Raw genomic sequence first — 25,399 nt, 5'->3', positions numbered from 1 at the left:
GTCTGCAGGCAGTGCCTTTCAGGCAAACGTTTGTAGTTTGCGTTCCAATTGTTTCAGCATTCGGGCAGCGTCGGGTTGCACAGCATTCAGCCCTGAAACCAGCGTCATAAAATAACAGTCCATCATCACGGCAGCTTTGCAGGCATCATATTGAGAAGTCTGCACAAAGAGTTTGTGACGAAATCCGTCCAGTTGCTGTTCAAATTCTTTCTGCTGCCAGATCAGTTCCCGGAATAATTCCCGGCTGAAGTCTGATTCCTCACAGTAAAACGTATAAAGGTGCTTTGCGAAATGCAGTAGCTTGAGGCGCGGGCATCCGTCGGGCTGTTCCGATTCGGCATGGTCAATCACTTCATCGATTTGCGAGGTCAGCCCGGCTTTCAGTAAATCAAGTTTCTTCGGAAAGTGACTGAACACCGTTCCCGCTGCAACGCCAGCTTGTTCAGCAATATGGCGTGTTGTCGTGTCCTGATATCCGTTTTCCCGAAATAGCAGCCAGGCTGCATCCAGTATTTTTAAGCGGGTTTGCTCTCTTTTTTTCATCGTCTTGTTGCCGGGGATCGTCAAACAGAATAGATATCATAACGTATACCAATCAAAAGGTTTAGTCAGAAGGTTGAAAAATGAGTGCGCTCAAATTACCATAAATGAGCGCGCTCAATTTTAGTTGATGGAGACAAATATGATGAATCAGTTACAACCCATGAAGACCCTGTTGCTGGTCATACTGCGTTATACGGTGTATCTGCCATTTCTTGGTTTTTACAGTTTTATTGTCGGGCCGATTGTTGGCAGTGTTTTAATGCTGGGAGGCGTTGCTTTCCTCTCATTGATTCTTGGCCCGAAAACGGCCCTGGCTGAATTAAAGAAGGCATATCACACATCTGAACATCCGGTTGTTGCCAGAGGGTAGCGGATCCTGAACGCCATCAGCGCTCCTGAAAGCCATGCGATTGCATGGCTTTTTGATGCTTTCTTTTTTTGAACAAACGTCTGTTTATGAACCCCAGCTGAATGGTCGCCTGATACCCATGTCGTCTCAGAGGCTGAAATGGGAGAGGGAGCACAGATGTGGATACGATGGCTGTTGATTGTTCAGTTGGCTGCAATGCTGATGGCGTGTGCCTCGCCAAAAGTTCATTGGCGGGATATCAGCCGTCATTTAGTGCAGCAGGTGCAACCTGCCCAATCGGGACAAACACAACTCGCACTCTGTGAGCAGCTTTATCAGGATGTGGCGCAAGTCGGCGTGTGTCAGGTGGAAATGTCTGCTTTGATCCGTGCGCGAAAGCAGTGTACGGCAGATTCCAATCCTGCCTATTGTGTTCGTATGGCGGAATACACCTGGCGTCACTATAAAGATCATGTCCTGATGGTTGAGCCCGAACTCAGTCATGCGAAAGCTTATCCGGTGATGTGTGGTTATCAGGAAAAGCAAATTGCACCATGTCGCGAACAGCCTTGATTTTTCACTTGGCATTTAATGTTGTGTGGCTGTTGGTCGTTATCTTCTATTGATACATTTCTCTGCCAGTGAGCAGATAGATGTTGAACGGTATAAGAATGGGGGGATGAACCCCCAATTAGTTGTGATGCTTGGCTGCCTTGTGCAGCCTTTTTTTGTTTCCAGACAGAGATTGCTCAAGAACTGTTCTCTTGATATGGTCGGTTGTGCATATTTGAATGCACTGTCATTGATGGACAGTTTCAAATTTTGGAGGGAAACATGGCTTTATCAGATTTATTACTGGAACTTGAAGCACACGGCACCCGAAACGATGCTTCGGAAACAGACAGAGCAAAAAAACTGCTGAATATTACGCGCGATACCGGTGAGTTTCTGGCGGTGATGGTGAAGTCGGTGCGTGCACAGCGGGTTCTGGAAATCGGTACATCCAATGGTTATTCCACCCTCTGGCTGGCGAATGCGCTTCCGGCCACAGGCCGGGTTGTGACCATTGAAAAGCTATCTGAAAAAGCGGAAATGGCCGCCGCGAATTTCGCGCGTGCCGGACTTGCAGACCGGATCACTCAGATACAGGGCGATGCGGGTGAATATCTGAATCAAACTGAAGAAAGCTTTGATCTTATTTTTCTCGATGCGGACAGGTCGGTTTATCTGAGTTATATCGAACCCATTCTCTCTCGTTTATCTTCTGGCGGCGTATTGATCTGCGACAACGCGATTTCCCATCATGCCGAGCTGGTCGACTTCATGTCGGTCTTGAACCAACAAGAAGGGCTGACCACTTGTTTAATCCCTGTGGGGAAAGGGGAGTTTGTTGTCCATCAAGCCTGAACATGTGGAAAAAGGAGTTGTCGCATGAAATCGAGAGATATCGGCCTGGCCCTGATTGTCGTCTTTATCTGGGGTATCAATTTTTCAGCAATCAAAGTCGGCCTTGAGGCATTACCGCCTTTACTGTTCTCAGCCTTACGTTTTGCCGTTGTGGCATTTCCGGCAGTGCTGTTCGTTCCTTTCCCGAAAACCTCGGTATGGCATGTGCTGGGTGTTGGTCTTTTTCTGGGTGTGCTGAAATTTGGTTTACTCTTTATGGCCATGAAAGCGGATGCCTCTGCTGGGCTGTCTTCTCTGATCTTACAAGCTCAGGTTTTCTTCACAATTGGACTGAGTGTTCTGATTTATAAAGAAGTCATCAGCCGCTATCAGGCACTGGGTATGTTGGTCGCTATCGTCGGTTTCGGTCTTTTCTTCCTTGAAAGCGATGGCAATATCACCTTGTTCGGCCTGAGTATGATTCTGGCAGCGGCGTTCTGCTGGGGGATCGCCAATACCATCATGAAGCGGATGCAAGGTGTGAATTTGTTGCACTTTATGGTCTGGGTCTGCGTGATCCCGCCCATCCCACTGTTACTGATGTCTTATCTGACAGAATCGTCGGAGCCTTGGATATTGATGAGCACTGCCAAACTGGATATCTGGCTCGCGCTTGGGTATGTCAGTTACCTGTCGACATTGCTTGCGTTCGCTCTTTGGGGGTATTTGCTAAAAACCTACCCGGCTGCCACGGTGACACCTTTTGCACTGTTGATTCCCGTCGTTGGTCTGATCACTGCGTCTTTGGTGCTGGGAGAGGGGATGACTGAGCCGGAAATGTTCGGTGCTGGATTGATTTTTATGGGCTTATCGATTTGTGTGCTGGGAGGGCGGTGGCTGAGTGCTAAAGCTAACGTGATAGATGAGATGACTTAAAAAGAAAGTTTTTTGAGAGGCACTTACTCAAGGAGAAGTTTTGAAGATTTTGATTGTCCATTGTCATCCTGAACCCACATCCTTTAATGCATCTTTGACGACGACAGCGATTCGCGCGTTAGAAAATGCGGGCCATCAGGTAGACGTTTCTGATTTATATCGGGAAAACTTTGATCCTGTTGAGAAAGCTGTACATTACTCAAACAGGGCAGAGCAGGGCCGGTTCGATATTTTATCCGAGCAGCGACATGCGTATCGGACTCAGACATTGCCTGCTGATGTTCAGCGCGAAATTGAGCGTCTGGAAAGATGTGACTTGCTGATTTTACAATTTCCGCTTTGGTGGCATCAGCAGCCAGCGATGCTGAAAGGCTGGTTTGATCGCGTATTTGTTGGTGGTGGCTTGTATACCAGTAAAATGCGATATGACAATGGATATTTTAGAGGGAAACGAGCGATTTGCTCTGTGACTTCTGGCGCACCACGAGCTACGTTCACAGAACAGGGGCGTGGGGGTGGTGAAATAGAGTTACTACTTCGGTCTATCAATTTTTCTCTGCACTATATGGGGTTTACAGTTTTACCGCCTTATTTGTCTACGGAGATCCAGAACAAAGGCTTCACTTATAAATCGACAGAACAATTTGAGCATGATTTACAAGCGAACTTAGCGGATTGGGCACATCACGTCTGCCAATTGGAAACGATTGAGCCACTGGTATTTCCCGGGTGGGATTGCTGGGATGAGCAGGGTGCTGAAGTTATGCAAACAGTAAAGAACGTTGAATAAAGTGCCATTAAACGCTCTCAACAAAATAGCCACTGAATATCGATGTGTGAATCAATCAGTGGCTATGAAAAGTGACTGACTTTTAACTTTTTTATAACCCGATTAATTCAAACTGACAGTAAATATCAATCTGATCTTTCTCTGCTTCAATTGCGTCAATACCATTGCGATGGATACGGCTTAAATACTTTCCATTGTCTGCTTTGAAGACAATATTTCCGTTCAGGTGACTGATTTCAAATTGACAGAATTGGTCAATGTGATCTTTCGCTGCTTCAATTGCATCAATGCCATTGCGATGAATACGGCTCAGGTATTTACCATTATCAGCTTTTAAAACGACGGTAAAGTTCGGCTGCAGGAAGGCTTCAAACTGACAGAATACATCAATGCTGGACTTTTCAGCTTCGATTGGATCGATGCTTCCACGACGAATTCGACTCAGATATTTGTTGTTATCTGCTTTTAATGCGATCTTCATGACAATCTCCTTTTTAGACTAAATAGTCATTCGTTATTTCGAATACCAGAATGGTGTTTGATTTAAAATGTTCGGATTCAATTTAATACACTTCTCTCCGAAGATAATTATGCATGAATCTGGTGCATGTACGGGAATTGTAGTGCGCGGAATTTTATTTTGAGATTGTCTTGCGCTTTATTTCCAGTTTTTCGATCTGCTTCTCATTAAGACCATTGATAATCATTGCCCCTTTCAGGAGACCGGGGCAATTTTTTTTAATCCGTTTGCTGAGAGGTTCTGGCGATATTGAGTCGGTGCTTCTCTTCTCCGAAATAGCGTTTCATTTCCTGATTTACTTTGGGGGCAAGCAAAATGCCAGAGACCATGGTGGGCACAGCCATGAGTCCGTAAGCGCCAATCAGGAAAAGAAAGACGACATCAACAGAGACGACTGCACCTAAGACCACTAATCCGAGATAGAGGTATTTGTAGTATTCACCCGCCTGTTCGCCGAACAGATACACGAAACATTTGTAGCCGTAATACCAGAAGGTGAAGACCGTCGTGAAGGACAGAATCAGTACTTGCACTGCCAGTAACCAGGTTCCCGTCGTCCCAAAAGCGGACTGGAATGCGGCCATCGTCAGGCTGACGCCCTGCATGCCTTCACTTTGATCCAATACGCCAGTCACCAGAATCACCAGGGCAGTGCAACTGCAAACGATGAGAGTATCAATGATCGGTCCCAGACTGGCAACCAGCCCTTCTCGAACCGGTTCATCTGTTTTTGCAGCACTATGAGCCATCACCTCGGTACCAATTCCGGCTTCATTCGAAAATGCGCCCCGGCTGACGCCAATAATGATGACACTGAGGACACCGCCGAATACCGCTTGCGGGGCGAATGCACTTTCAAAGATCGATGAGAAAACGGCAGGAATCTTTTCTGCGTTGAGCAGTAATGCCAGCGCTGCCATCACGAAGTAACTGCCAGCCATCAAGGGGACGAGCGTACTTGCCACATCGGCCACGCGTTTCAATCCGCCCCAGATAACACAACCCACAAAGACAGCCAGAATCAGCCCCAGCGCCCAGGAGAAAGCCTGACTGTCGAGCCAGCTGACTTCCGGAAATAACTGAGTCTGAATCACGGCAGAGAGCTGGTTGATCTGAAACGAAGGGACAAACCCCATTAAGCCAGCAATCGCAAACAAGATGGCTAGCCATTGGTAAGGAGCACCAAGGCCATTCTGAACTGTGTACATTGGACCGCCATGAACACGACCTTGCGCATCTCGGTGGCGATACATCACGCCGAGTGTGCAGGTGTAAAATTTGGTGGATACGCCCAGCAGTGCGGTGAGCCACATCCAGAATACAGCACCGGGGCCGCCAGCGCTGAGTGCTAATGCAACCCCTGCGATGTTTCCTAACCCCAATGTGCCGGACAGGGCTGCTGCCAGTGCTTTACGATGCGATAAATCTCCGCTGCCAGTGCCATCGTCAAATTTTCCGGTGAGCAGCTGAAAGCTGTGCCTGATGTATCTAAATGGCGTGAACTTGCCGTACAGCGTGAAGAAGAGTCCGCCGCCGACCAGGAGGATAAGCATGGGTTTTCCCCAAACAAATCCAACAAAAGCATGAATCCATGTTTCAATCATGAGTGACATCCTGTGCAGTTTGAAATGATTTTTTGCTTAGAGTGCAAATGAAATCGCTCGATCAGGTTCTTTGTATAAACCGAGTAAACCCTAGGTGAAATTGCTATCAATCGCGATGCATATCAATAAAAATGTGAGCTGAAACAGTGTATAAATTATATTTTGTCGGAATTTCATACAGTTCGGGTGGGGTTAATAGTTTGATGTCTAATGATTTTATCGTGGGTTATCTTATGTGAAAGAAGTTTCATTTGGATGATATTATGTCCTGTCTCCGGACAGGTTGCTTAGACCGTCCGATGATTACGGATGTCGAAATAAATTGCATGTCTGTTGCAACCGGATGCACCATCGTTGGGAAATGCTTCTCAAGATCTGATGTTCAGCTTTCAGATGTATGATGCTCCCGATAGATTGTTCCCGGCTCACCTGCCCACAAAAAGTGGTTTGGTTGAAGGAAGGTATTATCCGGAGACAAGCCAGTCGATTGTGATGGTTTTTTGACGGAGGATCAGAAATAAGCAACCTGGAAGGCATCTCTCTATGAAAGAAATAAGGACATGATGATAGTTATATTACCAAAGAGAATAATTGCCAAAGGTTATAAGAAAATGTATTCTTCTTTCCTAATGAATGGTTGAGAAAGGGATTACATCGCCGTGCGTGATTGCATAGATGTATTCGAAATTGATAAACGTCAACCATTCTGTGATTCAGTGCTATAAATGAAAGAATTGAACTGTCATATTTCAATGTTACTCTGGTCAAATATGATGCAGCTCAGGATAACACTTGGATTTTCGTTGTCAGGTTTGAACCTCTTATCGTCACTCCTTCGTGCTGACTTCTTGTAAAATCTCAGAAAATCCTTGAATCTTTCGTGATCTTGACGAGATTTTGATGCTTTTTTTGTTCATTTTCTCGCGAGAAATGAATCGATTGCATAGTCTTAACCTATTGGTCTCCCAGCATTTCGCTGGATGACAACCGAATAATAATAAGAAACTGAACTATGGTTCCTTGAGTGCGGGGCTGAAAAGCCCCGATTTTTTTCCAGGCGCTTGTTTTTTTCTCTTCTCTTCCGTACGTTTGCGACGAGCCGTTTATCGAATCAGGTGATGGCATTTTCCCGGATTCATCGCTCTCTCATACCGATTTTTCCTGCCGCGCAGACTCTGAACAACGATTTGTGATACTGACAGATGACCCTTGGGGATGGCTCAGGCATACTTTTACTCACGATTGATTGTTGCATGAGTTGAAAATGCGGATTCGTTTTCTTGTTTATGGAAAGTTGATGACCGTTCAGCGAATTTCTGGCGAGTGGTTGCTGTTTTCTGAATCTCAAACCTCACTGCGCGTCCGAGTCTATGATGTGGTTATTCCGGCAGAACTCGCTGAAAGTGAACTGGCCGGTTATCTGGCAGATATTTATCACGAGCAGGCGACGGCAAAACATCCTGATGTCGTCCGTTGCTCGGAAATTATGTGAGTATTCTCAGCAGGTTGTGCGGGAAATGGGATTCCGAGCGATGCAGTTTCATTCTGAGGTCTCAACCAATGTAGCGGCAGTGGCATTGTGGCAAAAGCTCGGTTACAGCATTGTGGGCACGATACCTGCGGCTTATCGGCATCGCGTTTTAGGTGAAGTTGATCCTGATGTGATGCACAAATGTTTCAAGGAATAACGGGAGGACGGCATGTCAGGGATGACCGATTTACAACAAATGATTCGCACGCTGTCGCCAAAGATGCAGCAGGAAGATTATGTCTTCTGTACGGTGTCGGGTGATCTGAACGATTATGTGCATTTGGCGCCATTGGCGACTTTTATTGAACAAGAAGGGTTAACTCTGGTTGTGTCCCGTCAGGTCGCTGAACATGCAGGACTCAGTTACGAAGGGATCTTCCGGTGTATTACGTTAACGGTACACTCAAGTCTGGAAGCGGTGGGATTAACGGCGGCGTTTTCCGCTGCACTGGCCGAACAGGGCATCAGTGCGAACGTCATTGCCGCGTACTATCACGATCATATCTTTGTGCCTGCAGGAAAAGCTGTGCAGGCGATGACCGTACTTCAGCAACTTACACAATCAGCATAAGACCCTGGCACGTATACACAGCAAGATAAATGGATGACAGAATATCAAGGTCAGTGATCGGATCACTATTGTGATGCGGGTATCGCAAAGAAAGCGCAGGTTGTATTTTATTCTGATGAATTGAATACCTGACCCGGCAGATAAATCACATGTGCCGGGGCAGGATGTACAATGTAGTGCGTGATTACCGGCTCAACAAAGTGAAATCGAACTTGGTATTGTCAATGCGCTGCACTTTCAGGTTAGACGGAAAAGTTTCGCTGTTTGTCACAATTTCAATCATGCCATGCTGCGGATTGTACTGAAAATACATGGAACCATTGCTGATATATTCGCCACTGGACATGTCTCGGATATAAATGGCGCACGTGACCAAATCACTGTTATCAGTGACGGGTAAAGCCGTATAGTCATTATTGCCGGACCAGAATTCTGCCTGTCCGATGTTATGTGCGTTGAAGGTCATCAGAAACTGACGTGGCTCTCCGCCGCTTTGATCGATCAGACGCATACTGATCGAGAAGTAGGTATCAATTTCAAGGATCTGAAATTTAGACAGGCCATCGATTTCTGCCAGATCAGCGTAGTCGCCTTGTGTATAGGTTTTAAAAATTCCTGAACCGTCGGAGTGTTGATAGCAATTGATTTTAACCGGGTTAATCACTTTCAGAGAGCGGTACTTATCATTGAAGTTGTCTCCGTAGTGAAAGGTCACATCATCCCCTAACCCGTAATATTCAGGAGAACCCCCAAAATTTTTTTCACGATAAAATGCCACATCCGTTGTTTTTTTCATTTTTTCACCTATTGATGTTATTGATTTTCGGCTTTTCTCACAGCCAAATAAACCCTAGACGTCAGAATCTATTGTGCAAAGTGTGAATGCATGCCATTGATTTACAAATAAAAAACAAAACACAACTATTCGTGAGTGTTTCAAACAAAGGTACCCAGAGCGGGCGATCTTTCCCGATCCCCCGGATCTGAAAGGAGAATTTGATGGACGAGCGACATATTGATATTGAACAGGGGTGGCACCGGTCCCGAGCGTTGGAAGTGGCGACTTTATACGAGCTGGCATTTGGTCATAAGTTTCAGGTTGCGATACCGAGTCAGGCACAGCGGATTCATTTATTGGCTGAGTCGTTCAATCCTGAATATTCATTTGTGGCGACCCAGAAAAATAAAATTGTCGGTATTGCGGGTTTTCAAACGCCGGAAGGTTCGTTGACCGGCGGGATCACCTTGAAATCCCTTTTCCGGGTGCTGGGTTTCTGGCAGGGAATACGCGCCGCAGCCATTTTGAGTTTATTTGAACGTCAGCCTGTTTCTGGGGAATTGATCATGGATGGCATTGCTGTAGACCCCGCATGTCGCGGGGCGGGGATTGGCTCTGCTTTGTTGTCTTCAGTCATTGCTTTTGCAGATGAAGATCAGTACCTGCAGGTCCGGCTGGATGTGATCGATTCCAATCCCAGAGCCAGAAAGCTCTACACTGAAAAAGGGTTCGTTGCGATCAAAAGTGAATCCTTTCCTTCCCTGAAACGCCTGATCGGCTTCTCCGGTTCAACCACCATGATCTATCACCTGCGCGGCGACTGACATTTTCTTAAGTTTTGATCTGCGTTCTGAATGACAGGATTGAATCATTCACCGAATGCATCTATGATTTCGTTAATCACTTGATTAATGAAATGAGAGATCATGTCCCGAGGCAGACCGCAAGATCCCGAAAAACAGGCACAGATGATGTCGGCACTCCTTGATGCTGCCGAAAGATTACTGGATCAAAAATCTTATCAATCCATCACCATTCGTGAGCTGGCAGCGGAAGTCGGCACACAATCCGCCATGATCAGTTACTACTTTGGGAACAAAGAAGGGCTGTTTATCGCGCTTCTGGACCGGAGCGGGCGTCAGCGCCAGCAGCGGATACAGGAAGTTGTGGCTTTACTTGAAACGCAGCCAGAATCCGTTTTACCTGTGCTGGTTGACCGGATCGCAGACATGATGTCTGAAGAGCCATGGCTGGTTCATTTGATTAAAGATGAAGTGCTGACCCGCGAAGCCAAACTAAGAGCGCATTTCGTAAAAACCTTTCCTGCCCGGATGGGGGAATCCTTGCTAACTCTGTTCACGACTTTGCAGCAGAAAGGCATTCTCCGTGAAGATATGAATCCGAAATTTGCCACCGCATCGCTGATCAGTCTGATGGCTTTTCCAATGATTGCCGAGCCATTGATTCAGGATGTACTGGGCGTTGATCGCCAGGTGCTTCGCTCCAGTGCCTGGAAACAGCATCTGACGTTATTACTCACACAAGGTTTGGGCAGTCCGCCCAGGTAAGGGGCTCCACATGAAACGCAATCGTCTGAAAGTCATTTTAAAATCCAAACTCGCGTTGCCCATGCTCGCTGTGGTGGGATTGCTGATGTTGGCTGTGCTGTTCAAAACACGCCCGCCAGTCAATCACCAGTCAACTGAAATGACGCCCATGGCTGTAACTTTTATCGAAACGGCGCCAAGGGCGATTCGTCCCGAACTGGTGGGGCATGGTTTTATTGAACCGACCCAAAAAGTGGTGGCACTGGCTGAAGTGTCTGCAAATGTGGTCCGGGTCTCGCCTCATTTAAAACAAGGCAGTCTGGTGAATCAGGGGGAGGTGTTGGTTGAGCTGGATCCTGCGGACTATCATCTGGCACTCACTCAGGCGAAAGCGGAACGGGCGATTGCAGCAGCGAATTTACGGGAAATCGATACCACTGCGGAGAACCTGACACAGCGTGACGCGCTGATTCAGGAGAATATCGCAGTGGCACAGCGTGAACTGAAGCGGAAAAGGACGTTGAGCGAGCGGGGCGCACAATCCGATTCTCAGGTCGACAGTGAACGTCAAAAACTGATTCAGCTCCGACAGCAGCAAGCGATACTGGAAAATGAAATCGCCACGCTGCCAGCAAGACGCCATGTGCTGGAAGCAAAACATACACTGGCAGAAACGAAAATTGCACAGGCCCAGCGCGATTTAGACCGAACCCGGATTGTGATGCCTTTTACCGGTCGGCTGACCGCCGTTCATACGGATCGCTTCCAGTATGTGCCTGCGGGACAACGCTTATTTGAAGCCAGCGGTATCGATCAGATGGAAGTGAAAGCGCAGTTCCCTATCGCGAAACTCAAACCCTTTTTGAAGCTACTGTTTGAAGATCACGGCACTGCGATTGATCTGACGGATGCGGAACAATTCGGCCCCTTGCTGAGTCAACTGGGGCTTGAATCCCGGATTCAGGTGCCGGGTTTTTCAGAATCGGTCTGGCGCGGGCAGATTGTGAATCTGGGGGAGTCGCTGGATCCGCAATCGCACACACTGAGTATTACCCTGACGGTCGATCAGCCATACCGGTTTTTGTCGCCGGGCAAAAAGCCGCCTTTGCTGGCAGGGATGCCAGTCATTGCGACGCTGGTGGGTTCCCCGGTTGAGGCGGTGGTTCTGCCGCGCCATGCGCTGCATGCTGGCGCGCTTCTGACTGCCGACAAGCAGGGGCGTTTGAGCCGTGTGTCTGCGACGGCCAGCCTGACGATGCAGGATTGGGCGTTGTTTACACCGGGTCATATTCCGAACGGTACCCGAGTGATCACCAGTGATGTACAGCCCGCACTGGATGGATTACCGTTATCGCTGACGCCGGATCGCCTGGAAGCCACACCGATCATGCTGGCGCAGTCGGCAGGAGTGGGCCAGTGATGATCCGATATGTTGCCAGCCACCCGACGGCGGCTCACTTGCTGATGATCCTGCTGATTCTGGCAGGGTTATTGACACTGCCATCCTTACAACGGGAGACCTTCCCCAGGCTTGCTTTAGATACGGTACGTGTGCTGGTGCCCTATCCTGGAGCAAGTCCGAGAGATGTTGAAAACGGGATATGTCGCCCCCTGGAAGATGCGACGGAAGCGATCCCCAATCTGCTTGAAGTCTTGTGTGAGGCCAGGAATAACCTCGCGCAGATGACACTGACCATGGTGGAAGGCCGGGACTTTTCGGTATTTCAGGAAGACATCCGCTCAGCCGTTGACAGTATTGACAGCTTTCCGGATGAAGCGGAAACCCCAGTCGTTGAAGAGATGGGCAGAACCAGCCCCGTGGTGACGATTGCTGTGACGGCGTCCGGTCTGTCCCAGACGGAACTAAAAACACTGGCAGAGCAGTTGAAAACCAAAATGTTGCAGCAACCTGAGATACCGATCGTCCGGATTGAAGGCTTTTCAACGCGGCAACTTCGGGTGTCAGTCAGTCCGGAGCAACTCCGTTTCTACGGTTTAACACTGGAAGCGGTCAGTCAGCGGATAGCTTCCCAGAATTTGAGTCTGCCTCTGGGAACCATAGAGACTGTGTCCAGAACGTATGATCTGAGCCTGGATGATCAACGTGTCACCGCGGCTGAACTGGCCAATCTGACCATTTTAAGCGGGCACACGGGCAGTCAGATCCAATTGAGCGATCTGGCGACGATTGAAGAACGATTCAGTGAGCCGGAAAATCAGGCCCGATTAAACGGCCAGCCAGCGGCCTTGCTGAATGTCCGGAAAAATATCACGGATGACAGCTTGTCTGTACTTGCCGCAGTTGAGTCCTTTGTGTCGGCTGAGCATGACCATCTCCCCGAGAGTGTTCAACTTACCCTGATTCAGAACAATACCTCGATCGTGGTGGATCGGTTAAACATGCTCATAGAAAACGCCTGGCAGGGATTGATTCTGGTGTTTCTGAGTTTGCTGCTGTTTTTTCGCCTGCGTTTTACCTTCTGGGTGGTTGCCGGATTACCCGTGAGTTTTCTGGCGAGCTTCTTTGTCCTGTCATCCCTTGGCATCACGCTCAATATGATGAGTATTGTCGCGCTGTTACTGGCATTAGGCATTTTAATGGACGATGCCATTGTTATTTCAGAAAGCATTGCCGAGCAGTCGAGGCTGGGAAAAAAGCCGCTGGCAGCAGTGACAGACGGGGTCGCTCGTGTGGCCAGCGGCGTGCTGTCTTCTTTTGCAACCACGGTGTTGATTTTTGGGGCCTTATTATTCATTGAAGGAGAGATTGGACAGGTCCTTCGTGTGATTCCTGCGGTATTACTCGTGGTGATCTCGGTCAGTTTGATTGAGGCGTTTTTAATATTACCCAGCCATTTGCATCATACCCTGATGCATGACAAACCATCGCCGGACAACCGATTCAGGATCCGAATCAATCAGGTATTTCTGCAATTGCAGCAGCGCACGGGGCAGGCGGTTGAAAGTGCCATGCATTACCGCTATGCCGTCCTTGGGGGAAGTCTCGCATTACTGATGCTTTCGGTTGGGATGCTGGTGAGCGGTCATCTGAAGTTTCAGGCCCTGCCCGACATGGATGGGGATGTGCTGGAAGCAAGGCTGATCCTTCCGTCCGGGACTCCGTTCCATGTCACAGCGCAGTCGGTTGATCGCGTACTGAGTGCGCTGAACCAAGCCACGGATTCACTGGCGTCGCAAGCATCTGAATCGCTGGTGAAAGCGGTTACCGTCACCTACAGCCACAATGCGGATGCCTTTGAGACCGGCGCGCATCTGGCAACGATCAGTGTGGACTTGCTCACGGCTGAGCAGCGGGTGACAGAAATGGATACCCTGACTCAGGCCTGGTCAGACGCGCTACCGGCGTTGCCTCAGGTTGCTCAGGTGATTTTCACCGAGCCGTCCCTTGGTCCTGCGGGCAGAGCCATTGAATTACGCTTGCAGGGCAGGGATCTTGCGCAGTTATCAGAGGCGTCCTACGGACTTCAGCAATGGCTGAAAGGGTATGCGGGCGTTTATAACGTGTTCGATGATTTACGGCCGGGTAAGCCCGAGCTCAGGTTTACGCTCAAACCGGAAGCTCTGGCGTCGGGCCTCACATCTGCTCAGGTTGCAGCGCAGCTCCGGCAGGCATTTCATGGTGTGACCGTCGATGAGATTTACCGGGGAATTGATGATCTGGAAATCACAGTACAGCTTGCCGCCGAGAGTCAGCTGGATCTTGAATCTCTGGAATATTTTCCTTTACTTCATCCACGGACCGGGGACCGTATCCCCTTGCTGAGTGTGGCTGATATCTATTTTGAGCGGGATTACTCGCGGATTCATCGCATCGACAGTCAGCAGACCGTCACTGTATTTGGCGCAGTTCACAGCCAGAAAGCCAATGCCCAAGTGGTGGTGACGGATACACTTGCGCGTTTTCTGCCTGAATTGCAAACCCGCTTTCCAGGCATCACCCTTCAGGTGGAAGGCGAGATAAAAAACAGCCGCATCACCCAGACCTCGGTCCGCAATGGGTTTCTGATCGGATTGATCGGTATTTTTGTGCTGCTGAGTATTCAGTTCCGGACTTATGCTGAACCCTTGATTGTGATGCTGGCGATTCCGTTGTCACTGATCGGTGTGATTGCGGGCCATATGTTGATGGGGTATCCGCTGACCATGCCCAGCATGGTGGGATTTGTCTCATTGGCTGGCATTGTGGTGAATAATGCTATTTTGCTGGTGACTTATGTGAAAGCCAATGTTCTGGAGGGGATGGCCTTGCAGGATGCAGCCCGAAAAGCCAGTGAAACGCGTCTCCGGGCCATGTTACTGACAACCGTGACCACCATTGCTGGCATGCTGCCTTTGTTATTCGAAACCAGCCTGCAGGCGCAGGTCATGATCCCGTTAGTGATCAGCATTACGTTCGGTTTACTGGCCGCAAGCCTATTGGTGTTGTTCGTGGTGCCTTGCATTTACGGCATTCTGGCTGATTATCGTGCTCTGAAGGCGCATAAAAGCCGGGTACCTGTGACGGAAAGCTGAGATCTGAAGCCCAAGGGAATGTGTCGCCATGGGATTCGGACCTTCGCTTCAGTACGCTGAAATCAACCATCGTCTTCACTTCGATGGATTCAGTTACCGCACATTTTGAATGCCAGACGCTCCGTGATGTTCAAAAATTTGACGACATTGATCCGCTTCACAGATATGAACAAGTGTCGGAATGACAGGTCAAAAAGTGATTTTGACAGGCTATTTCTTCTTTTTTATCAATAGGATGAGTTGCTAAGCATCTGATAGAATATCGACCTATTCTTGTTCAGTTCATGAGGAAAGCGTCATGGGTGTCACGATCAGTGCGGATGGTCTGAGTATTGTTCATCAAGGTTCCGGCGGTGAAGCCAATGCTTCCGTGCCTGATGTTTGTCTGACAACGGTTGGTAAACCTGTGGTTCCGATTCCCTATGGCAATCACGCAAAGTCGGCAGATCTGGCCGATGGCACCACGACAGTGACCGCAGATGGCGGCAACAGTATTGCGCTGAAAAACAGTATTTTCTCGAGCAGCACAGGGGATGCCGGTGGCGATCAGAAAGGGCTGGTGTCCGGTACCACAGAAGCTGAAGCCAAATTTACGTCCGCTTCCTCAACGGTAAAAATTGAGGGCGTTGGGGTCGCGCGTAAAACCGATATGATGACCATGAACGCAGGGAACACCGTGTGCTTCGGATGTGAAAATCCGTCTGTCACGGTCCAGCCGGACGAGGATCAAACCCATGCTTTGCGCATTCATTGCCGTTACAGTACAGGTTATCCATTGGCCGATGCACCGTTCAAACTGAAAGATGAATCCGGTGCCGTGCTGGCAGAAGGGACGCTAAACGGTCAGGGGGAAGCGATTGTCGACGGCCTGCCAACCCAAGGATGCACCGTCGAATATGGTGAAGCTCCCGCACCTTTTACGGTCAATTATCCGCGTTCTGTGAATCCGAATCAGGCAACCCTGCCGGATGATATATTTTTTGACCGAGCCTCTGAGCGTTGTGTACCGTTCTGGATCCCGCGCGGGGATATGCAAAAACAATCCTGGGGCTATGTTGGTGAAGTGCTGACAGACAGCATGGACATCCGTCAGATGCTTGAAGTGGAAATCCGCGCCGCGCTGCCGCTCAACCCGAAACCCGGGCAAGTGGAAGATATCGCAGCGCGCCTGATGAACTTCTTTGAGCAGCAGACTGTGCCAGAGCAGGAGGTTCTGGGGTTAATCAGTACGATGATGCCCGTGCTGGATAAAGAAGGCGTTCTGTTTGAGCTCTTTGTGAAGTACCACAAAGAAGAATCCGGTCAGAATCTGCTGGCTTCCATGCGGTATATTGGCCGGGGGAATCCGCAAGTCTGGCTGGATCAGCTCGACTGGGATGCAAAGTCGACTGAACTGAGCCGCGCCTGTGTCCGAATCCTTGAACAGACAGACAAAAGGCTAGAGACGGTCAGTCTGCATGCCGACACCCGTGGGTACAGCTTGATTACAGACAACCTGAAAGCACACCGGGATGCCATCAAAACCGTTCGCCGTTCTCTTCCGGACGATGTTTCGGCAGCCATGAAAGGCCTGCAACAGAAAATCACGACGATTCGGGCGAAAGGTGAAGCGCCTACGGTGGTGTTGAGTCAGCAGCAACGCACAACACAGGGCAGCAGTATCAATGATGTGGCACATGCTCTGAAAGCGATGCCCGCACCTTTGGCGATCAACCTGGCCTACGATGATATCGAACGCACGCCAGCGGGATACGTGCCCTATACCGTGATGTTTGCCAATGGTGAAACACATGAAGGGAAACTGGATGCTAAAGGCAGTGTCGTTTTGTATGGCGTTCCTCAAGTGGGCGCACAGATTGAGTTTGGTGATGAAGGTGAAGCGAAAAAGGCTGAAACCGCGATCCCTGATCTGATCAAACAAATTCCGGATCAGATGGAGCCATTGCTCAAAGAGATGGTGAGTATTGCCCGTCGTGAAGCTGCGACGATGCCAGTCGCCGTAGTTGAACCTGAGCTGTTTGCGCTGGTACAGGCATCTGTGGAAGCAGAATTAGCGGAAATGGAGCACCGGAAAGATGCGTTTGATGATCTCTCTTTTCTGGAACAAAGCTGGCGTTATGCACAGCATGCCGGGTTAGGCGTCAGTACCGGGGTCACCGACTATATCCCGGATTTCGGCGAGTTCGGTGAACTGATGGACGCGGCAGATATCGGGGTAGACGTCCTGGTCGAAGCCATTGCAACAGGGGACATCGACATCCTGCAGCGGCGTTTAGATCAGATCGATCGGGCAAAACTGGGTCTGCAGCAAGCCAGTATGGCGATGGAGATTCTGTTGCTTTTGTTATCAGAACCGGAAACCCGTGAATATCTCGCCAGCTTGCCACGCCGTTTGATGCAGGCCATGCCGCCCGATGAATTCACGCGTTTTGCCGTTTCGCAGATCACCCAAAAAGGGATAGATACAGCCGCGGTCACCGGTGGAACAGCACTGGCCGGTGCAGCCAGTGCTGGTGTCGCAGCCCCCATTGCTGCCGCTGCAATCACGGGAGGTGTGACGGCCAGAAATGCCGGTAAAGGTCTGGAAGGCCTGATTGAAGTGCTGATGAAGATCGCAGAGAACAAAAAGCTGATGCTGAATCATCATAAAAAGAAACAGCATGAGACGGAGAATGAAACTAATTTGCCGAAACACTGCCCGATTTGCAGTGATCCGACATGTAAGAACCGGAATCGTTTAAAGCCAGGCAAAGGCATCACCTATGCAAAAAATCATAGGAAGAACATGGGGAAAAATTATCCCGGTGGTTTCCCTTCGACACATCCTTGGTATGCAGGGCCGGCAACGATAGCAGTGCATCATATTATTCCAGTAGATGCTGTGAAAGGAGAGTCTGACTTTGAAAAGGCTTTTGATGATTTTAGCTTCGATATCAATACAGTAGATAATCTTGTTGCGCTTCCGATGAAACCAGAACTTGCGTGTGAACTGGGTGTTCAGCGGCATCAAACGAACCATGACTACGGTGTTGCTTTAGAGTCAGATTTGAGAGCTTTTAATCGATTAGTTCAGCATGAGAATAACGATAATGCGAAAAAATTAAATGATTTTAGTGAAAAGCTTCTGACAGCAAAACCATTTTTAGCTTATACGAAGGCTGCAAAAAATGAATCGCTTAAAGTATTGCATTTAGTTGAGAAAGGTGAGTTTTGTAAATCAAAGAAAACGATGGTGAATGCACGTAAAGATTTTGCAAATGAAATGAAAAAAGTCAGTAAAAAAGTATTAAGTTATATCAATGATTTCACATGGACAATTGATTGGGATAGTCGGGATTATCGTCCCAATTCAAAATATGGCTGTAGTGGTGCTAAAAAAAATGATAAACAGTCATTTAAAGAAGTAAAAACGGATAAACGAACTGAACATTGTCCTTTCCAAAACCGTGATCATGGTTTTGGAAAAGGGAGGTTTAACGGTAAGTTACAGGTAGGGAAATAAGATGAAATACGACAGTCAATATTATTTACTGAGAGAAGATGCAGATTCTGCCCCTTATATGCTGGCGAAGAATCGGAAATCTGATGATGGATTATTGAGATTGCTTGCAATGCGTTCGATTCAGCGTGAGGTTCTTGGTCCTGGTTATATACATATTACAATGGGGGATGATGGACGTTTTAATCCTTGTGATTACCATGAAGTATTGCCTGCAGGGTTAGTGTCTGAAAAGTTCAAGAACGTACTTGAATCATTTCAATTGCCTGGTGTTGATTTTTACCCGGCATATATCGAGAATCGAGGGAAAACGTGGGATAAGCATTACTTAGTGCACATCTGGCAAAACTATCGTGCTTTAGACCCAAAGCGATCGGTTTATGATGGGACTTATGAAAATGATCGTTTTCTTCTTGAGAAAATGACACTAAATACTGAGGTTTTAGATAAAGTTCCTTTACAAGAACGATTGGTTTTTCGTTTGAATGAAGATCCTAAGTATCTGTACCATGAAACAGTTGTAAAGGCGTTGAAACAAGCAGGATTAACCGGGGTGAGTTTTATGAATATCCAAGATTGGGGACCAGGCGCCGCTTTTGCCTCAGAAGATGAGGAAGATGATTTTTATGACGACTTGTAATGATGAAGTATGATTCTCAGTATTATTTACTGACAGAAGATGCCGATTCTGCACCTTATATGCTGGCGAAGAATCGGAAATCTGATGATGGATTATTGAGATTGCTAGCATTGCGTTCGATTCAGCGTGAAGTTCTTGGGCCTGGCTATGTGCATATCACAATGGGTGATGATGGTCGATTTAATCCTTGTGATTATCATGAAGTTTTACCCGCAGGGCTAGTGTCTGAAAAATTCAAGCAAGTGTTGGATTTATTTCAGTTACCCGGTGTTGATTTTTACCCGGCATATATCGAGAATCGTGAAAAAACGTGGGATAAGCATTATTTAGTGCACATCTGGCAAAACTATCGTGCTTTAGATCCAAAGCGATCGGTTTATGATGGGACTTATGAAAATGATGCGTTTGAATTGAGACAAATGGTTTTGAATGAAGATGTATTGGATAACATTCCTTTACAAGAACGTTTGGTGTTCAGGCTACATGAAAAGCCACATTATCTTTATCATGAATCCGTGGTAAGCGCTTTGAAGTTAGCTGGGTTAACTGGCGTAGGCTTTTTAAGTCTTCAAGATTGGGGACCAGGTGCCGCTTTTGCCTCAGAAGATGAGGAAGATGATTTTTATGACGACTTGTAGGTTTCGACCTTTCTTCTGAATCCGCTTCTGCCTGGTGTTGTACATCCTAAAACGCGTTCAATCATCTCCCACACCGAGTGTCTGGTAAAGGGCCTGAATTTCTGCCTCTGTTGGTATATCACCCTGTTCAATCGTACGGATGACTCGGCAAGGGTTCCCGACAGCGACAACATTGGCCGGAATATCTTGGGTCACCACGCTTCCGGCACCAATGACGGTATTCTCCCCAATCGAAACTCCACCAAGCACGATACTTCCGGCGCCAATCCAGACATTGTTACCCACTTGAATCGGATCGCCACAGGCGTAAGGCTGGATTCGTTCCGACAGCAGGATAGGGTGGCTGGCAGCGCAAAGCTGAACATTCGGACCAATCAGTACATGGTTGCCAATACTCACGGGGGCGATATCCAGCACAATCAGGCCATAGTTAATAAATCCACCTTTTCCGATGGTTAACTGGCTGCCCATATCACACCGAAACGGGGGCTCGATGTGGGTTCCTTCATAGTGACCGAGAATCTGTTTCAGTAAATCCCGACGTTTCTGATGCTCGCCCGGCCGGGAGTGATTGAACTCGTAGAGTAATTCCCGTCGTTCCATCTGGTGATCAATGAGTGCCTGATCAATCAATCGTCTGGTGTTGAAATCAGTTAACTTATCCGCCATGGTCGCTACCTGTATTGGGTTGCTGCATTGGATGTTCCAGAAATATCTTGGCTGCTTCTATGTTGATGAACTGTGAGCTCAAACGCAACTTATCGTCAGTCGTACGAATTTTAGACATTCTGACCCCGGATTTCATTGGGCTGGCTTCTGGCGAGTCAACACGCCACTGGTGAATGGTTATAAAAAAACAGCGATTGAAAAAATACCGAAGGGCAAACCACCGATAAGCATGTACACCCCAAACCACCACCAAAGTTTTTTGTAAGCCGTGTAGATTGAACCAATGAAAAACAGGATTGGGCTGATGAAAAAAAACAACAATGGAAAAATATCGTCAGGAAGCAATCCTTCTGCTGGTGGTTCTTCCGGTCTTCGCGCTGCATTATAAAATAACCAACTTGGAGTGAGGTCAATATCAACAACGAAATATAACCAAAGAAAAGCAAACCACAGCAAAGGAATTGCGAGTAAAAATCTAGAGACTAACCTCATCATTCAACCTCAATCGTTGTAATACATGGCTGATATCCATAACGAGTAAAATACTGAAGTAAATACCAAGAACGAAAGCCTTCCAACTACTCATACCAAGGATACGGATCACTCCAATCATGAACGATATCACGAGAATCGAGTCCAAAATGATCCTGAACTTTGTACTTAAATACACCCCTAATTTCATGCCTGAATCCGGATTTCTTTGGGCTAGCTTCTAGCGAGTCAACACACAACTGGTGAATGGTTATAAAAAAACAGCGATTGAAAAAATACCGACGGGCAAACCACCGATAAGCATGTACGCCCCAAGCCACCACCAAAGTTTTTTGTAGGCGGTGTAGATTGAACCAATGAAAAAACCAGGGATCATTGCAATAATCCCAAATAAATTAAATAGACTGGTAGGTATCAAACCACTAGGTTTTATACCATCACCAGTGTATTCAACCGTGTCATCATAGAGTACACCATCAGGAACTATATCGACACCGAAAACCACATCCAACCAAAGTGAAACCAAAAAACATAAGGGAATTAACAACAAAGAATATCGAAAAGTCTGACTCATAATTCAAAATCTATTTTTGAGATAAAAGGCTGATACCCATACCCATTGAAAATGCTGAAGCAAATACCAATCGCGGAACCCTTCCAACTTTTCATACCAACGATGCGGCTCACTCCAATCATGATCGATATCACGCGAATCGAGTCCAAAATGATCCTGAACTTTGTACTTAAACACACCTCTAATTTCATGCCTGAACCCGGATGTCCTAGGGCGGGCTTCTGGCGAGTCAACACACCACTGGTGAATAGTTACAAAAAAACAGCGATTAAAAAAATACCGATGGGCAAACCACCGATAAGCATGTACGCCCCAAACCACCACCATAGTTTTTTGTAGGCGGTGTATATAGAGCCAACAAAAAAACCGGGAACCATAGCTACAATGGATACTGAATCAAACCAGCTTTGAGATACAAGCCCAGTTGGCTTTTTTCCATCTCCGCTATATTCAAATGTATCATCACGTAAAAAGCCATCTGGGATTAAATCTATTCCAAAGACCACACCGAGCCAAGCCAAACCTAAAAAGAAAAGAGGAATAGCAAGCAAAACCCATTTAATTAATACTCTCATAGTTTAAAATCTATTTTAGTTATGAATGGCTTATAACCATATCCTTTAAAATGTTGAAGCAGATACCAAGAGCGGAATCCTTCTAATTGCTCATACTGCTTCTTAATACCATCACTAAAATCATGATTAATGTCATTGGTATCGAGTCCAAAGTGATCTTGGACTTCATATTGAAATATCCCTCTAATTTCATTTCCTTTGTATTCAAGTCTTTCAGCATAAACACGCAATGACCAAATATCATGAACACTGAGAACTGTACCGTTGTAAAGGTCTTTACCGCGTGGACTTGAATCAAATTTAGGTAACATCTCTCCTTTTGAGGACATCATGTATTGACTTGAAACACGAAGAACATCATCAGGCAATCTTCCATTTTTAAGGCTTTCTTCTAAACAATTTTTCAGAGCGTCATGAAAACGTTGAGTTGTCTCGTGCTCTTGCAGTGCTTTATTTAGCGATGGATTACTGTAATAACCGCCCTCGTTACGCTCAAATTTATCAACCATTTCAGAAAAAATTGAGCTTGTTTCAAATCCCAGAACATCGCCTAATGTTTGATTAGAAAACACAGTTCCTAAATTACGCATACGTTCGAAATGCTCACATGCAGGCAAGGAAAATTGGTCTTCACTAAGGGATGAATGCGTACCATCTGAAGCAATATGATCAGGGTCATAATTGACACTTTGAGCAAATGGCTGCATAAATCCGTAAGACTCTATTTTAAAACGCTCTTCATCTCCGAAACTCATATCTGGAGCATCAAAGTCATCCATTTTTTTTCGTGTTTCAAAAACCAATAGCGGAAAACTTCCTTTTACGGGTTTCCAATCTTCTGTGGTTGTTGCCATCGCACGTTCAGCAAGAACTCTTGCACGCTCTTTAGCCCATCTCTCATAATCTTGAGCTGTATAGGTTAATTCCGCTCTGCGCTCTTGACGTTGGCGCTCTGCTCTTTCTCTTGTGGTTTCTTTCTTTTTTTCAGGTTTATATGGTAACGATTCATACCGCATACGCGTTTACTCATATAAAAAATAATAGAGATGATATCAATAATGTCAGTGAGTATCATCTTTAACAAGGCAATTTGAGGTGAAAATCAACGAAATGATTAATTTGACTATTCAGACGCTCAGGGTGATTGTTTTTTCGCCTCAAAGAGTGGATCTTGGTCAGGTACGCGAGTACACTTTTCTACAACCCAAAGATACACTACTTCTATAAACATCTCTCCAAGCTGACTTTTTTAACCCAATCTTTTGACTTGAGAGTTCATAGCCACACTGTCTGAGAATATTCGTGACGAAACGCCTGACTAAAGCTAGATTTTCCACCACACCATCCAGATAATACATGAGGCATCTTTCTTGAAATCGACACCGAGATCGTAGAGCTAACTGTTCCCAATACGCCATTTCTGGCGGATATAATGACCGACAGTATATGTTTCGGTGAAGTTTCAGAGTTAATTTGGCCACCTGATAAGAGGTGTCATCATCGCCTAGATACATAACAGCTGACGCAATGACTAAAAGCACAAAACGTTCGATGATTTTGACTTTAAGTTAGCGACAGGCGCATCAATGAAATAGCTCAATAAGCTAACTAAGATGGTTTTATCAAATGAAAGGAAAATGTTGTGTTATTTGGGCCAAGCGGCTCAGTAAGACGCATCTCGCAGTAAGAATGGGTGAATTAGCCGTTCAAAACGGCTTGAAAACACGCTTCATCTTGGTTGCTTCTATTCAGATGAACTGTGAGCTCAAACGCAATGTATCGTCAGTCGTATGAATTTGAGGCATTCGGATAAATACAGTGGTGCGAGAGTTTCCAGAGGCTGTTTTTCTTAGGAGATTGCTTGCGGTCACGAAAAGTTTGCGAATAATGCGTTACGTTTACGCGAATATGCACAAGCACTCAAAGTGCAATTGAATCAGGCACAGCCATCACGGGCGGCACAAGCAAACTGAAGGCTAATCGAGGACACACTGATGACAACACTGCATTTACGATGTGCGTGTGGAGAAATACAGGGGAAAGCTGAAGTACCGTCACCTGAATCTGGGAACCGGGTTGTTTGTTATTGCAAGGATTGTCAGGCGTTTGCAATGCAGCTTCAGCCCGAAAAAATCCTGACGCCTCATCGTGGCACGGCGATTTTCCAGGTGAGCCCTTCCAGTATTCAGTGGCATCAGGGGGTTGAACATATTCGCTGTTTGCGACTGACCGCAGCGGGTTTACACCGCTGGTATGCAGGCTGTTGCCAGACCCCTCTGGCAAATACGCTCAAGCCAAGTTTTCCTTTTGTCGGCCTGATTGAAACGGCGATTGCACCGGAAGACAGAACGGATAAGAATTTGGGGCCAGTCCGGGCACATGCTTATCCGCAACATGCAAATCCGAGGTTGCCGCAAGACATCCTGCAACACAACCGTGTCTGGCCGATGATGATCCGGGTCATGCTGAAGATTCTGGGATGGAAGCTCACCGGAAAAGGAAAACCTAATCCATTTTTTGACCCGAAAGGGCAGCCGGTATCTCAGCCGGAAGTCATTGATTCAACACGTTGATGTGATGTTGAGCGACGAAGAAACTCAACGGGAAGATCAGCTGCAACAATGGCTCAGGCAGGATCAGGGACGCATGCAGATTCTGGCCATTGTTGCTGCGCTGAATTTACCACAATGTTATATCGGGGCTGGATTTGTGCGGAATCTGGTCTGGGACCGTCTTCTTGGTGACAGTGTCACAACACCGCTGAACGATGTGGATGTCATTTACTTCGATCCCACAGAGGAGACGCAGGAAACAGCCTGGCAAATTGAAGATTGGCTCAATCAACATCATCCACATTGTGTCTGGCAGGTTCGCAATCAGGCGCTGATGCATACCCGTCATGATGATCCGCCTTATCAGAGTACGCTGGATGCGATTGGTTACTGGGTGGAACAGGAAACTGCAGTCGCTGTCAGGTTGGAAAATGACACGCTGGCGATTATTTCAGGCTTTGGGTTGGCTTCTTTGTTTGCCGGACATCTCACCCATAATCCCCGACGGCCTCGCGCTGTTTTTGAAGCTCGTATCGCTGAAAAACAATGGCTTACCCGTTGGCCGATGTTACAGGTGATTCCCCTGCGTTCAGAATCTGATCTCTCATTTCAGTAAAATCAGCCTAAACTCAACTGGTAGAACAAATACTTAGGCTCGGACCGTTCGAATGG

The 25,399-nt window shown here is 47.1% G+C and carries 26 protein-coding genes; 16 read left to right on the top strand and 10 right to left on the bottom strand.

Annotated features, from left to right (window positions below):
* Window positions 1-18: 18 nt before the first annotated feature.
* Window positions 19-543, bottom strand: a complete 525-nt coding sequence (locus tag KDD30_RS08015; RefSeq protein ID WP_211649380.1) for a TetR/AcrR family transcriptional regulator — start codon at window positions 541-543, stop codon at window positions 19-21.
* A gap of 139 nt (window positions 544-682) precedes the next feature.
* Between KDD30_RS08015 and KDD30_RS08010 the strand changes: the two genes are divergently transcribed.
* From KDD30_RS08010 to KDD30_RS07990, 5 genes are all read left to right on the top strand, one after another.
* Window positions 683-913 carry a hypothetical protein gene (locus KDD30_RS08010; RefSeq protein WP_211649378.1) on the top strand — a complete coding sequence of 77 codons (231 nt, stop codon included), beginning with the start codon at window positions 683-685 and terminating at the stop codon, window positions 911-913.
* 156 nt (window positions 914-1,069) lie between these two features.
* Window positions 1,070-1,465, top strand: a complete 396-nt coding sequence (locus KDD30_RS08005; protein ID WP_211649376.1) for a hypothetical protein — start codon at window positions 1,070-1,072, stop codon at window positions 1,463-1,465.
* 261 nt (window positions 1,466-1,726) lie between these two features.
* A complete protein-coding gene (locus KDD30_RS08000; RefSeq protein WP_211649374.1) occupies window positions 1,727-2,299 on the top strand; it encodes an O-methyltransferase in 573 nt (190 codons plus the stop codon).
* A 24-nt stretch (window positions 2,300-2,323) separates the two neighbouring features.
* Complete coding sequence (locus tag KDD30_RS07995) at window positions 2,324-3,214, top strand: EamA family transporter (RefSeq protein ID WP_211649372.1); 891 nt, start codon at window positions 2,324-2,326, stop codon at window positions 3,212-3,214.
* 40 nt (window positions 3,215-3,254) lie between these two features.
* A complete protein-coding gene (locus KDD30_RS07990; RefSeq protein WP_211649370.1) occupies window positions 3,255-4,004 on the top strand; it encodes an NAD(P)H-dependent oxidoreductase in 750 nt (249 codons plus the stop codon).
* 91 nt (window positions 4,005-4,095) lie between these two features.
* Here the strand turns inward: KDD30_RS07990 and KDD30_RS07985 are convergent, their stop codons facing one another.
* Together KDD30_RS07985 and KDD30_RS07980 are read right to left on the bottom strand one after the other, a co-directional pair.
* The gene (locus KDD30_RS07985) at window positions 4,096-4,485 is read right to left on the bottom strand and encodes a hypothetical protein (RefSeq protein ID WP_211649368.1); all 390 of its coding nucleotides are present in this window, start codon (window positions 4,483-4,485) and stop codon (window positions 4,096-4,098) included.
* Window positions 4,486-4,742: 257 nt separating this feature from the next.
* Window positions 4,743-6,128 carry a sodium:alanine symporter family protein gene (locus KDD30_RS07980; protein WP_211649366.1) on the bottom strand — a complete coding sequence of 462 codons (1,386 nt, stop codon included), beginning with the start codon at window positions 6,126-6,128 and terminating at the stop codon, window positions 4,743-4,745.
* Window positions 6,129-7,425: 1,297 nt separating this feature from the next.
* Between KDD30_RS07980 and KDD30_RS07975 the strand changes: the two genes are divergently transcribed.
* The gene (locus KDD30_RS07975) at window positions 7,426-7,620 is read left to right on the top strand and encodes a hypothetical protein (RefSeq protein WP_371826072.1); all 195 of its coding nucleotides are present in this window, start codon (window positions 7,426-7,428) and stop codon (window positions 7,618-7,620) included.
* 208 nt (window positions 7,621-7,828) lie between these two features.
* Window positions 7,829-8,230: an ACT domain-containing protein gene (locus tag KDD30_RS07970; protein WP_211649362.1), complete on the top strand. Its 402-nt coding sequence runs from the start codon at window positions 7,829-7,831 to the stop codon at window positions 8,228-8,230.
* A 184-nt stretch (window positions 8,231-8,414) separates the two neighbouring features.
* Here KDD30_RS07970 and KDD30_RS07965 read toward each other — a convergent pair whose 3' ends face one another.
* Window positions 8,415-9,026: a beta/gamma crystallin domain-containing protein gene (locus KDD30_RS07965; RefSeq protein WP_211649360.1), complete on the bottom strand. Its 612-nt coding sequence runs from the start codon at window positions 9,024-9,026 to the stop codon at window positions 8,415-8,417.
* A 203-nt stretch (window positions 9,027-9,229) separates the two neighbouring features.
* On the opposite strand from KDD30_RS07965, the gene KDD30_RS07960 reads away from it, so the two are divergent.
* From KDD30_RS07960 to KDD30_RS07930, 7 genes are all read left to right on the top strand, one after another.
* Complete coding sequence (locus tag KDD30_RS07960; RefSeq protein WP_211649358.1) at window positions 9,230-9,832, top strand: GNAT family N-acetyltransferase; 603 nt, start codon at window positions 9,230-9,232, stop codon at window positions 9,830-9,832.
* 102 nt (window positions 9,833-9,934) lie between these two features.
* Complete coding sequence (locus KDD30_RS07955; RefSeq protein ID WP_211649356.1) at window positions 9,935-10,576, top strand: TetR/AcrR family transcriptional regulator; 642 nt, start codon at window positions 9,935-9,937, stop codon at window positions 10,574-10,576.
* 10 nt (window positions 10,577-10,586) lie between these two features.
* The gene (locus tag KDD30_RS07950) at window positions 10,587-11,975 is read left to right on the top strand and encodes an efflux RND transporter periplasmic adaptor subunit (protein ID WP_211649354.1); all 1,389 of its coding nucleotides are present in this window, start codon (window positions 10,587-10,589) and stop codon (window positions 11,973-11,975) included.
* Window positions 11,975-15,088 (top strand): efflux RND transporter permease subunit, encoded by a 3,114-nt coding sequence (locus KDD30_RS07945; RefSeq protein WP_249199293.1) that lies wholly within the window; start codon window positions 11,975-11,977, stop codon window positions 15,086-15,088. The genes KDD30_RS07950 and KDD30_RS07945 overlap by 1 nt, the downstream gene beginning before the upstream one ends.
* A gap of 298 nt (window positions 15,089-15,386) precedes the next feature.
* Window positions 15,387-18,590 (top strand): PAAR-like domain-containing protein, encoded by a 3,204-nt coding sequence (locus KDD30_RS07940; RefSeq protein ID WP_211649351.1) that lies wholly within the window; start codon window positions 15,387-15,389, stop codon window positions 18,588-18,590.
* Between the two features lies 1 nt (window position 18,591).
* Entirely contained in the window at window positions 18,592-19,227 is a 636-nt protein-coding gene (locus tag KDD30_RS07935) for an imm11 family protein (protein WP_211649348.1), read from the top strand.
* Window positions 19,227-19,865, top strand: coding sequence for an imm11 family protein (locus KDD30_RS07930; protein WP_249199248.1), 639 nt, complete (start codon window positions 19,227-19,229; stop codon window positions 19,863-19,865). Before KDD30_RS07935 ends, KDD30_RS07930 begins: the two co-directional genes overlap by 1 nt.
* Before the next feature lie 57 nt (window positions 19,866-19,922).
* On the opposite strand, the gene KDD30_RS07925 is transcribed toward KDD30_RS07930, so the two are convergent.
* The 6 genes from KDD30_RS07925 to KDD30_RS07900 form a co-directional block, all read right to left on the bottom strand.
* A complete protein-coding gene (locus KDD30_RS07925) occupies window positions 19,923-20,534 on the bottom strand; it encodes a sugar O-acetyltransferase (RefSeq protein ID WP_211649342.1) in 612 nt (203 codons plus the stop codon).
* Between the two features lie 177 nt (window positions 20,535-20,711).
* Window positions 20,712-21,029 carry a hypothetical protein gene (locus KDD30_RS07920; protein ID WP_249199247.1) on the bottom strand — a complete coding sequence of 106 codons (318 nt, stop codon included), beginning with the start codon at window positions 21,027-21,029 and terminating at the stop codon, window positions 20,712-20,714.
* A gap of 247 nt (window positions 21,030-21,276) precedes the next feature.
* On the bottom strand, window positions 21,277-21,600 hold the full coding sequence (locus tag KDD30_RS07915; protein WP_211649341.1) for a hypothetical protein: 324 nt from the start codon (window positions 21,598-21,600) through the stop codon (window positions 21,277-21,279).
* Between the two features lie 3 nt (window positions 21,601-21,603).
* Window positions 21,604-21,927 carry a DUF3289 family protein gene (locus KDD30_RS07910; protein ID WP_249199246.1) on the bottom strand — a complete coding sequence of 108 codons (324 nt, stop codon included), beginning with the start codon at window positions 21,925-21,927 and terminating at the stop codon, window positions 21,604-21,606.
* Window positions 21,852-22,175: a hypothetical protein gene (locus tag KDD30_RS07905; RefSeq protein WP_211649339.1), complete on the bottom strand. Its 324-nt coding sequence runs from the start codon at window positions 22,173-22,175 to the stop codon at window positions 21,852-21,854. Before KDD30_RS07905 ends, KDD30_RS07910 begins: the two co-directional genes overlap by 76 nt.
* Window positions 22,172-23,191, bottom strand: a complete 1,020-nt coding sequence (locus tag KDD30_RS07900) for a DUF3289 family protein (RefSeq protein ID WP_249199245.1) — start codon at window positions 23,189-23,191, stop codon at window positions 22,172-22,174. The genes KDD30_RS07905 and KDD30_RS07900 overlap by 4 nt, the downstream gene beginning before the upstream one ends.
* Window positions 23,192-24,169: 978 nt before the next feature.
* Between KDD30_RS07900 and KDD30_RS07895 the strand changes: the two genes are divergently transcribed.
* Window positions 24,170-24,748, top strand: coding sequence for a DUF6151 family protein (locus KDD30_RS07895; RefSeq protein ID WP_249199243.1), 579 nt, complete (start codon window positions 24,170-24,172; stop codon window positions 24,746-24,748).
* Between the two features lie 4 nt (window positions 24,749-24,752).
* The gene (locus KDD30_RS07890; protein ID WP_211649725.1) at window positions 24,753-25,343 is read left to right on the top strand and encodes a nucleotidyltransferase family protein; all 591 of its coding nucleotides are present in this window, start codon (window positions 24,753-24,755) and stop codon (window positions 25,341-25,343) included.
* Window positions 25,344-25,399: the final 56 nt, after the last annotated feature.

Origin of the sequence: Photobacterium sp. GJ3, assembly GCF_018199995.1 — a bacterium.
In the GTDB taxonomy this organism is placed as follows: domain Bacteria; phylum Pseudomonadota; class Gammaproteobacteria; order Enterobacterales; family Vibrionaceae; genus Photobacterium.
Note: the sequence above shows the minus strand (reverse complement) of the source record. Positions and strands in the feature narration are given on the sequence as shown.

Bases quoted from the DNA above. Each gene is read 5' to 3' on its own strand.
- KDD30_RS08015 (WP_211649380.1), bottom strand. From the start codon at position 543: ATGAAAAAAAGAGAGCAAACCCGCTTAAAAATACTGGATGCAGCCTGG.
- KDD30_RS08010 (WP_211649378.1), top strand. From the start codon at position 683: ATGATGAATCAGTTACAACCCATGAAGACCCTGTTGCTGGTCATACTG.
- KDD30_RS08005 (WP_211649376.1), top strand. From the start codon at position 1,070: ATGTGGATACGATGGCTGTTGATTGTTCAGTTGGCTGCAATGCTGATG.
- KDD30_RS08000 (WP_211649374.1), top strand. From the start codon at position 1,727: ATGGCTTTATCAGATTTATTACTGGAACTTGAAGCACACGGCACCCGA.
- KDD30_RS07995 (WP_211649372.1), top strand. From the start codon at position 2,324: ATGAAATCGAGAGATATCGGCCTGGCCCTGATTGTCGTCTTTATCTGG.
- KDD30_RS07985 (WP_211649368.1), bottom strand. From the start codon at position 4,485: ATGAAGATCGCATTAAAAGCAGATAACAACAAATATCTGAGTCGAATT.
- KDD30_RS07980 (WP_211649366.1), bottom strand. From the start codon at position 6,128: ATGATTGAAACATGGATTCATGCTTTTGTTGGATTTGTTTGGGGAAAA.
- KDD30_RS07975 (WP_371826072.1), top strand. From the start codon at position 7,426: ATGACCGTTCAGCGAATTTCTGGCGAGTGGTTGCTGTTTTCTGAATCT.
- KDD30_RS07970 (WP_211649362.1), top strand. From the start codon at position 7,829: ATGTCAGGGATGACCGATTTACAACAAATGATTCGCACGCTGTCGCCA.
- KDD30_RS07965 (WP_211649360.1), bottom strand. From the start codon at position 9,026: ATGAAAAAAACAACGGATGTGGCATTTTATCGTGAAAAAAATTTTGGG.
- KDD30_RS07960 (WP_211649358.1), top strand. From the start codon at position 9,230: ATGGACGAGCGACATATTGATATTGAACAGGGGTGGCACCGGTCCCGA.
- KDD30_RS07955 (WP_211649356.1), top strand. From the start codon at position 9,935: ATGTCCCGAGGCAGACCGCAAGATCCCGAAAAACAGGCACAGATGATG.
- KDD30_RS07950 (WP_211649354.1), top strand. From the start codon at position 10,587: ATGAAACGCAATCGTCTGAAAGTCATTTTAAAATCCAAACTCGCGTTG.
- KDD30_RS07945 (WP_249199293.1), top strand. From the start codon at position 11,975: ATGATCCGATATGTTGCCAGCCACCCGACGGCGGCTCACTTGCTGATG.
- KDD30_RS07940 (WP_211649351.1), top strand. From the start codon at position 15,387: ATGGGTGTCACGATCAGTGCGGATGGTCTGAGTATTGTTCATCAAGGT.
- KDD30_RS07935 (WP_211649348.1), top strand. From the start codon at position 18,592: ATGAAATACGACAGTCAATATTATTTACTGAGAGAAGATGCAGATTCT.
- KDD30_RS07930 (WP_249199248.1), top strand. From the start codon at position 19,227: ATGATGAAGTATGATTCTCAGTATTATTTACTGACAGAAGATGCCGAT.
- KDD30_RS07925 (WP_211649342.1), bottom strand. From the start codon at position 20,534: ATGGCGGATAAGTTAACTGATTTCAACACCAGACGATTGATTGATCAG.
- KDD30_RS07920 (WP_249199247.1), bottom strand. From the start codon at position 21,029: ATGATGAGGTTAGTCTCTAGATTTTTACTCGCAATTCCTTTGCTGTGG.
- KDD30_RS07915 (WP_211649341.1), bottom strand. From the start codon at position 21,600: ATGAGTCAGACTTTTCGATATTCTTTGTTGTTAATTCCCTTATGTTTT.
- KDD30_RS07910 (WP_249199246.1), bottom strand. From the start codon at position 21,927: ATGGTGGTGGTTTGGGGCGTACATGCTTATCGGTGGTTTGCCCATCGG.
- KDD30_RS07905 (WP_211649339.1), bottom strand. From the start codon at position 22,175: ATGAGAGTATTAATTAAATGGGTTTTGCTTGCTATTCCTCTTTTCTTT.
- KDD30_RS07900 (WP_249199245.1), bottom strand. From the start codon at position 23,191: ATGCGGTATGAATCGTTACCATATAAACCTGAAAAAAAGAAAGAAACC.
- KDD30_RS07895 (WP_249199243.1), top strand. From the start codon at position 24,170: ATGACAACACTGCATTTACGATGTGCGTGTGGAGAAATACAGGGGAAA.
- KDD30_RS07890 (WP_211649725.1), top strand. From the start codon at position 24,753: ATGTTGAGCGACGAAGAAACTCAACGGGAAGATCAGCTGCAACAATGG.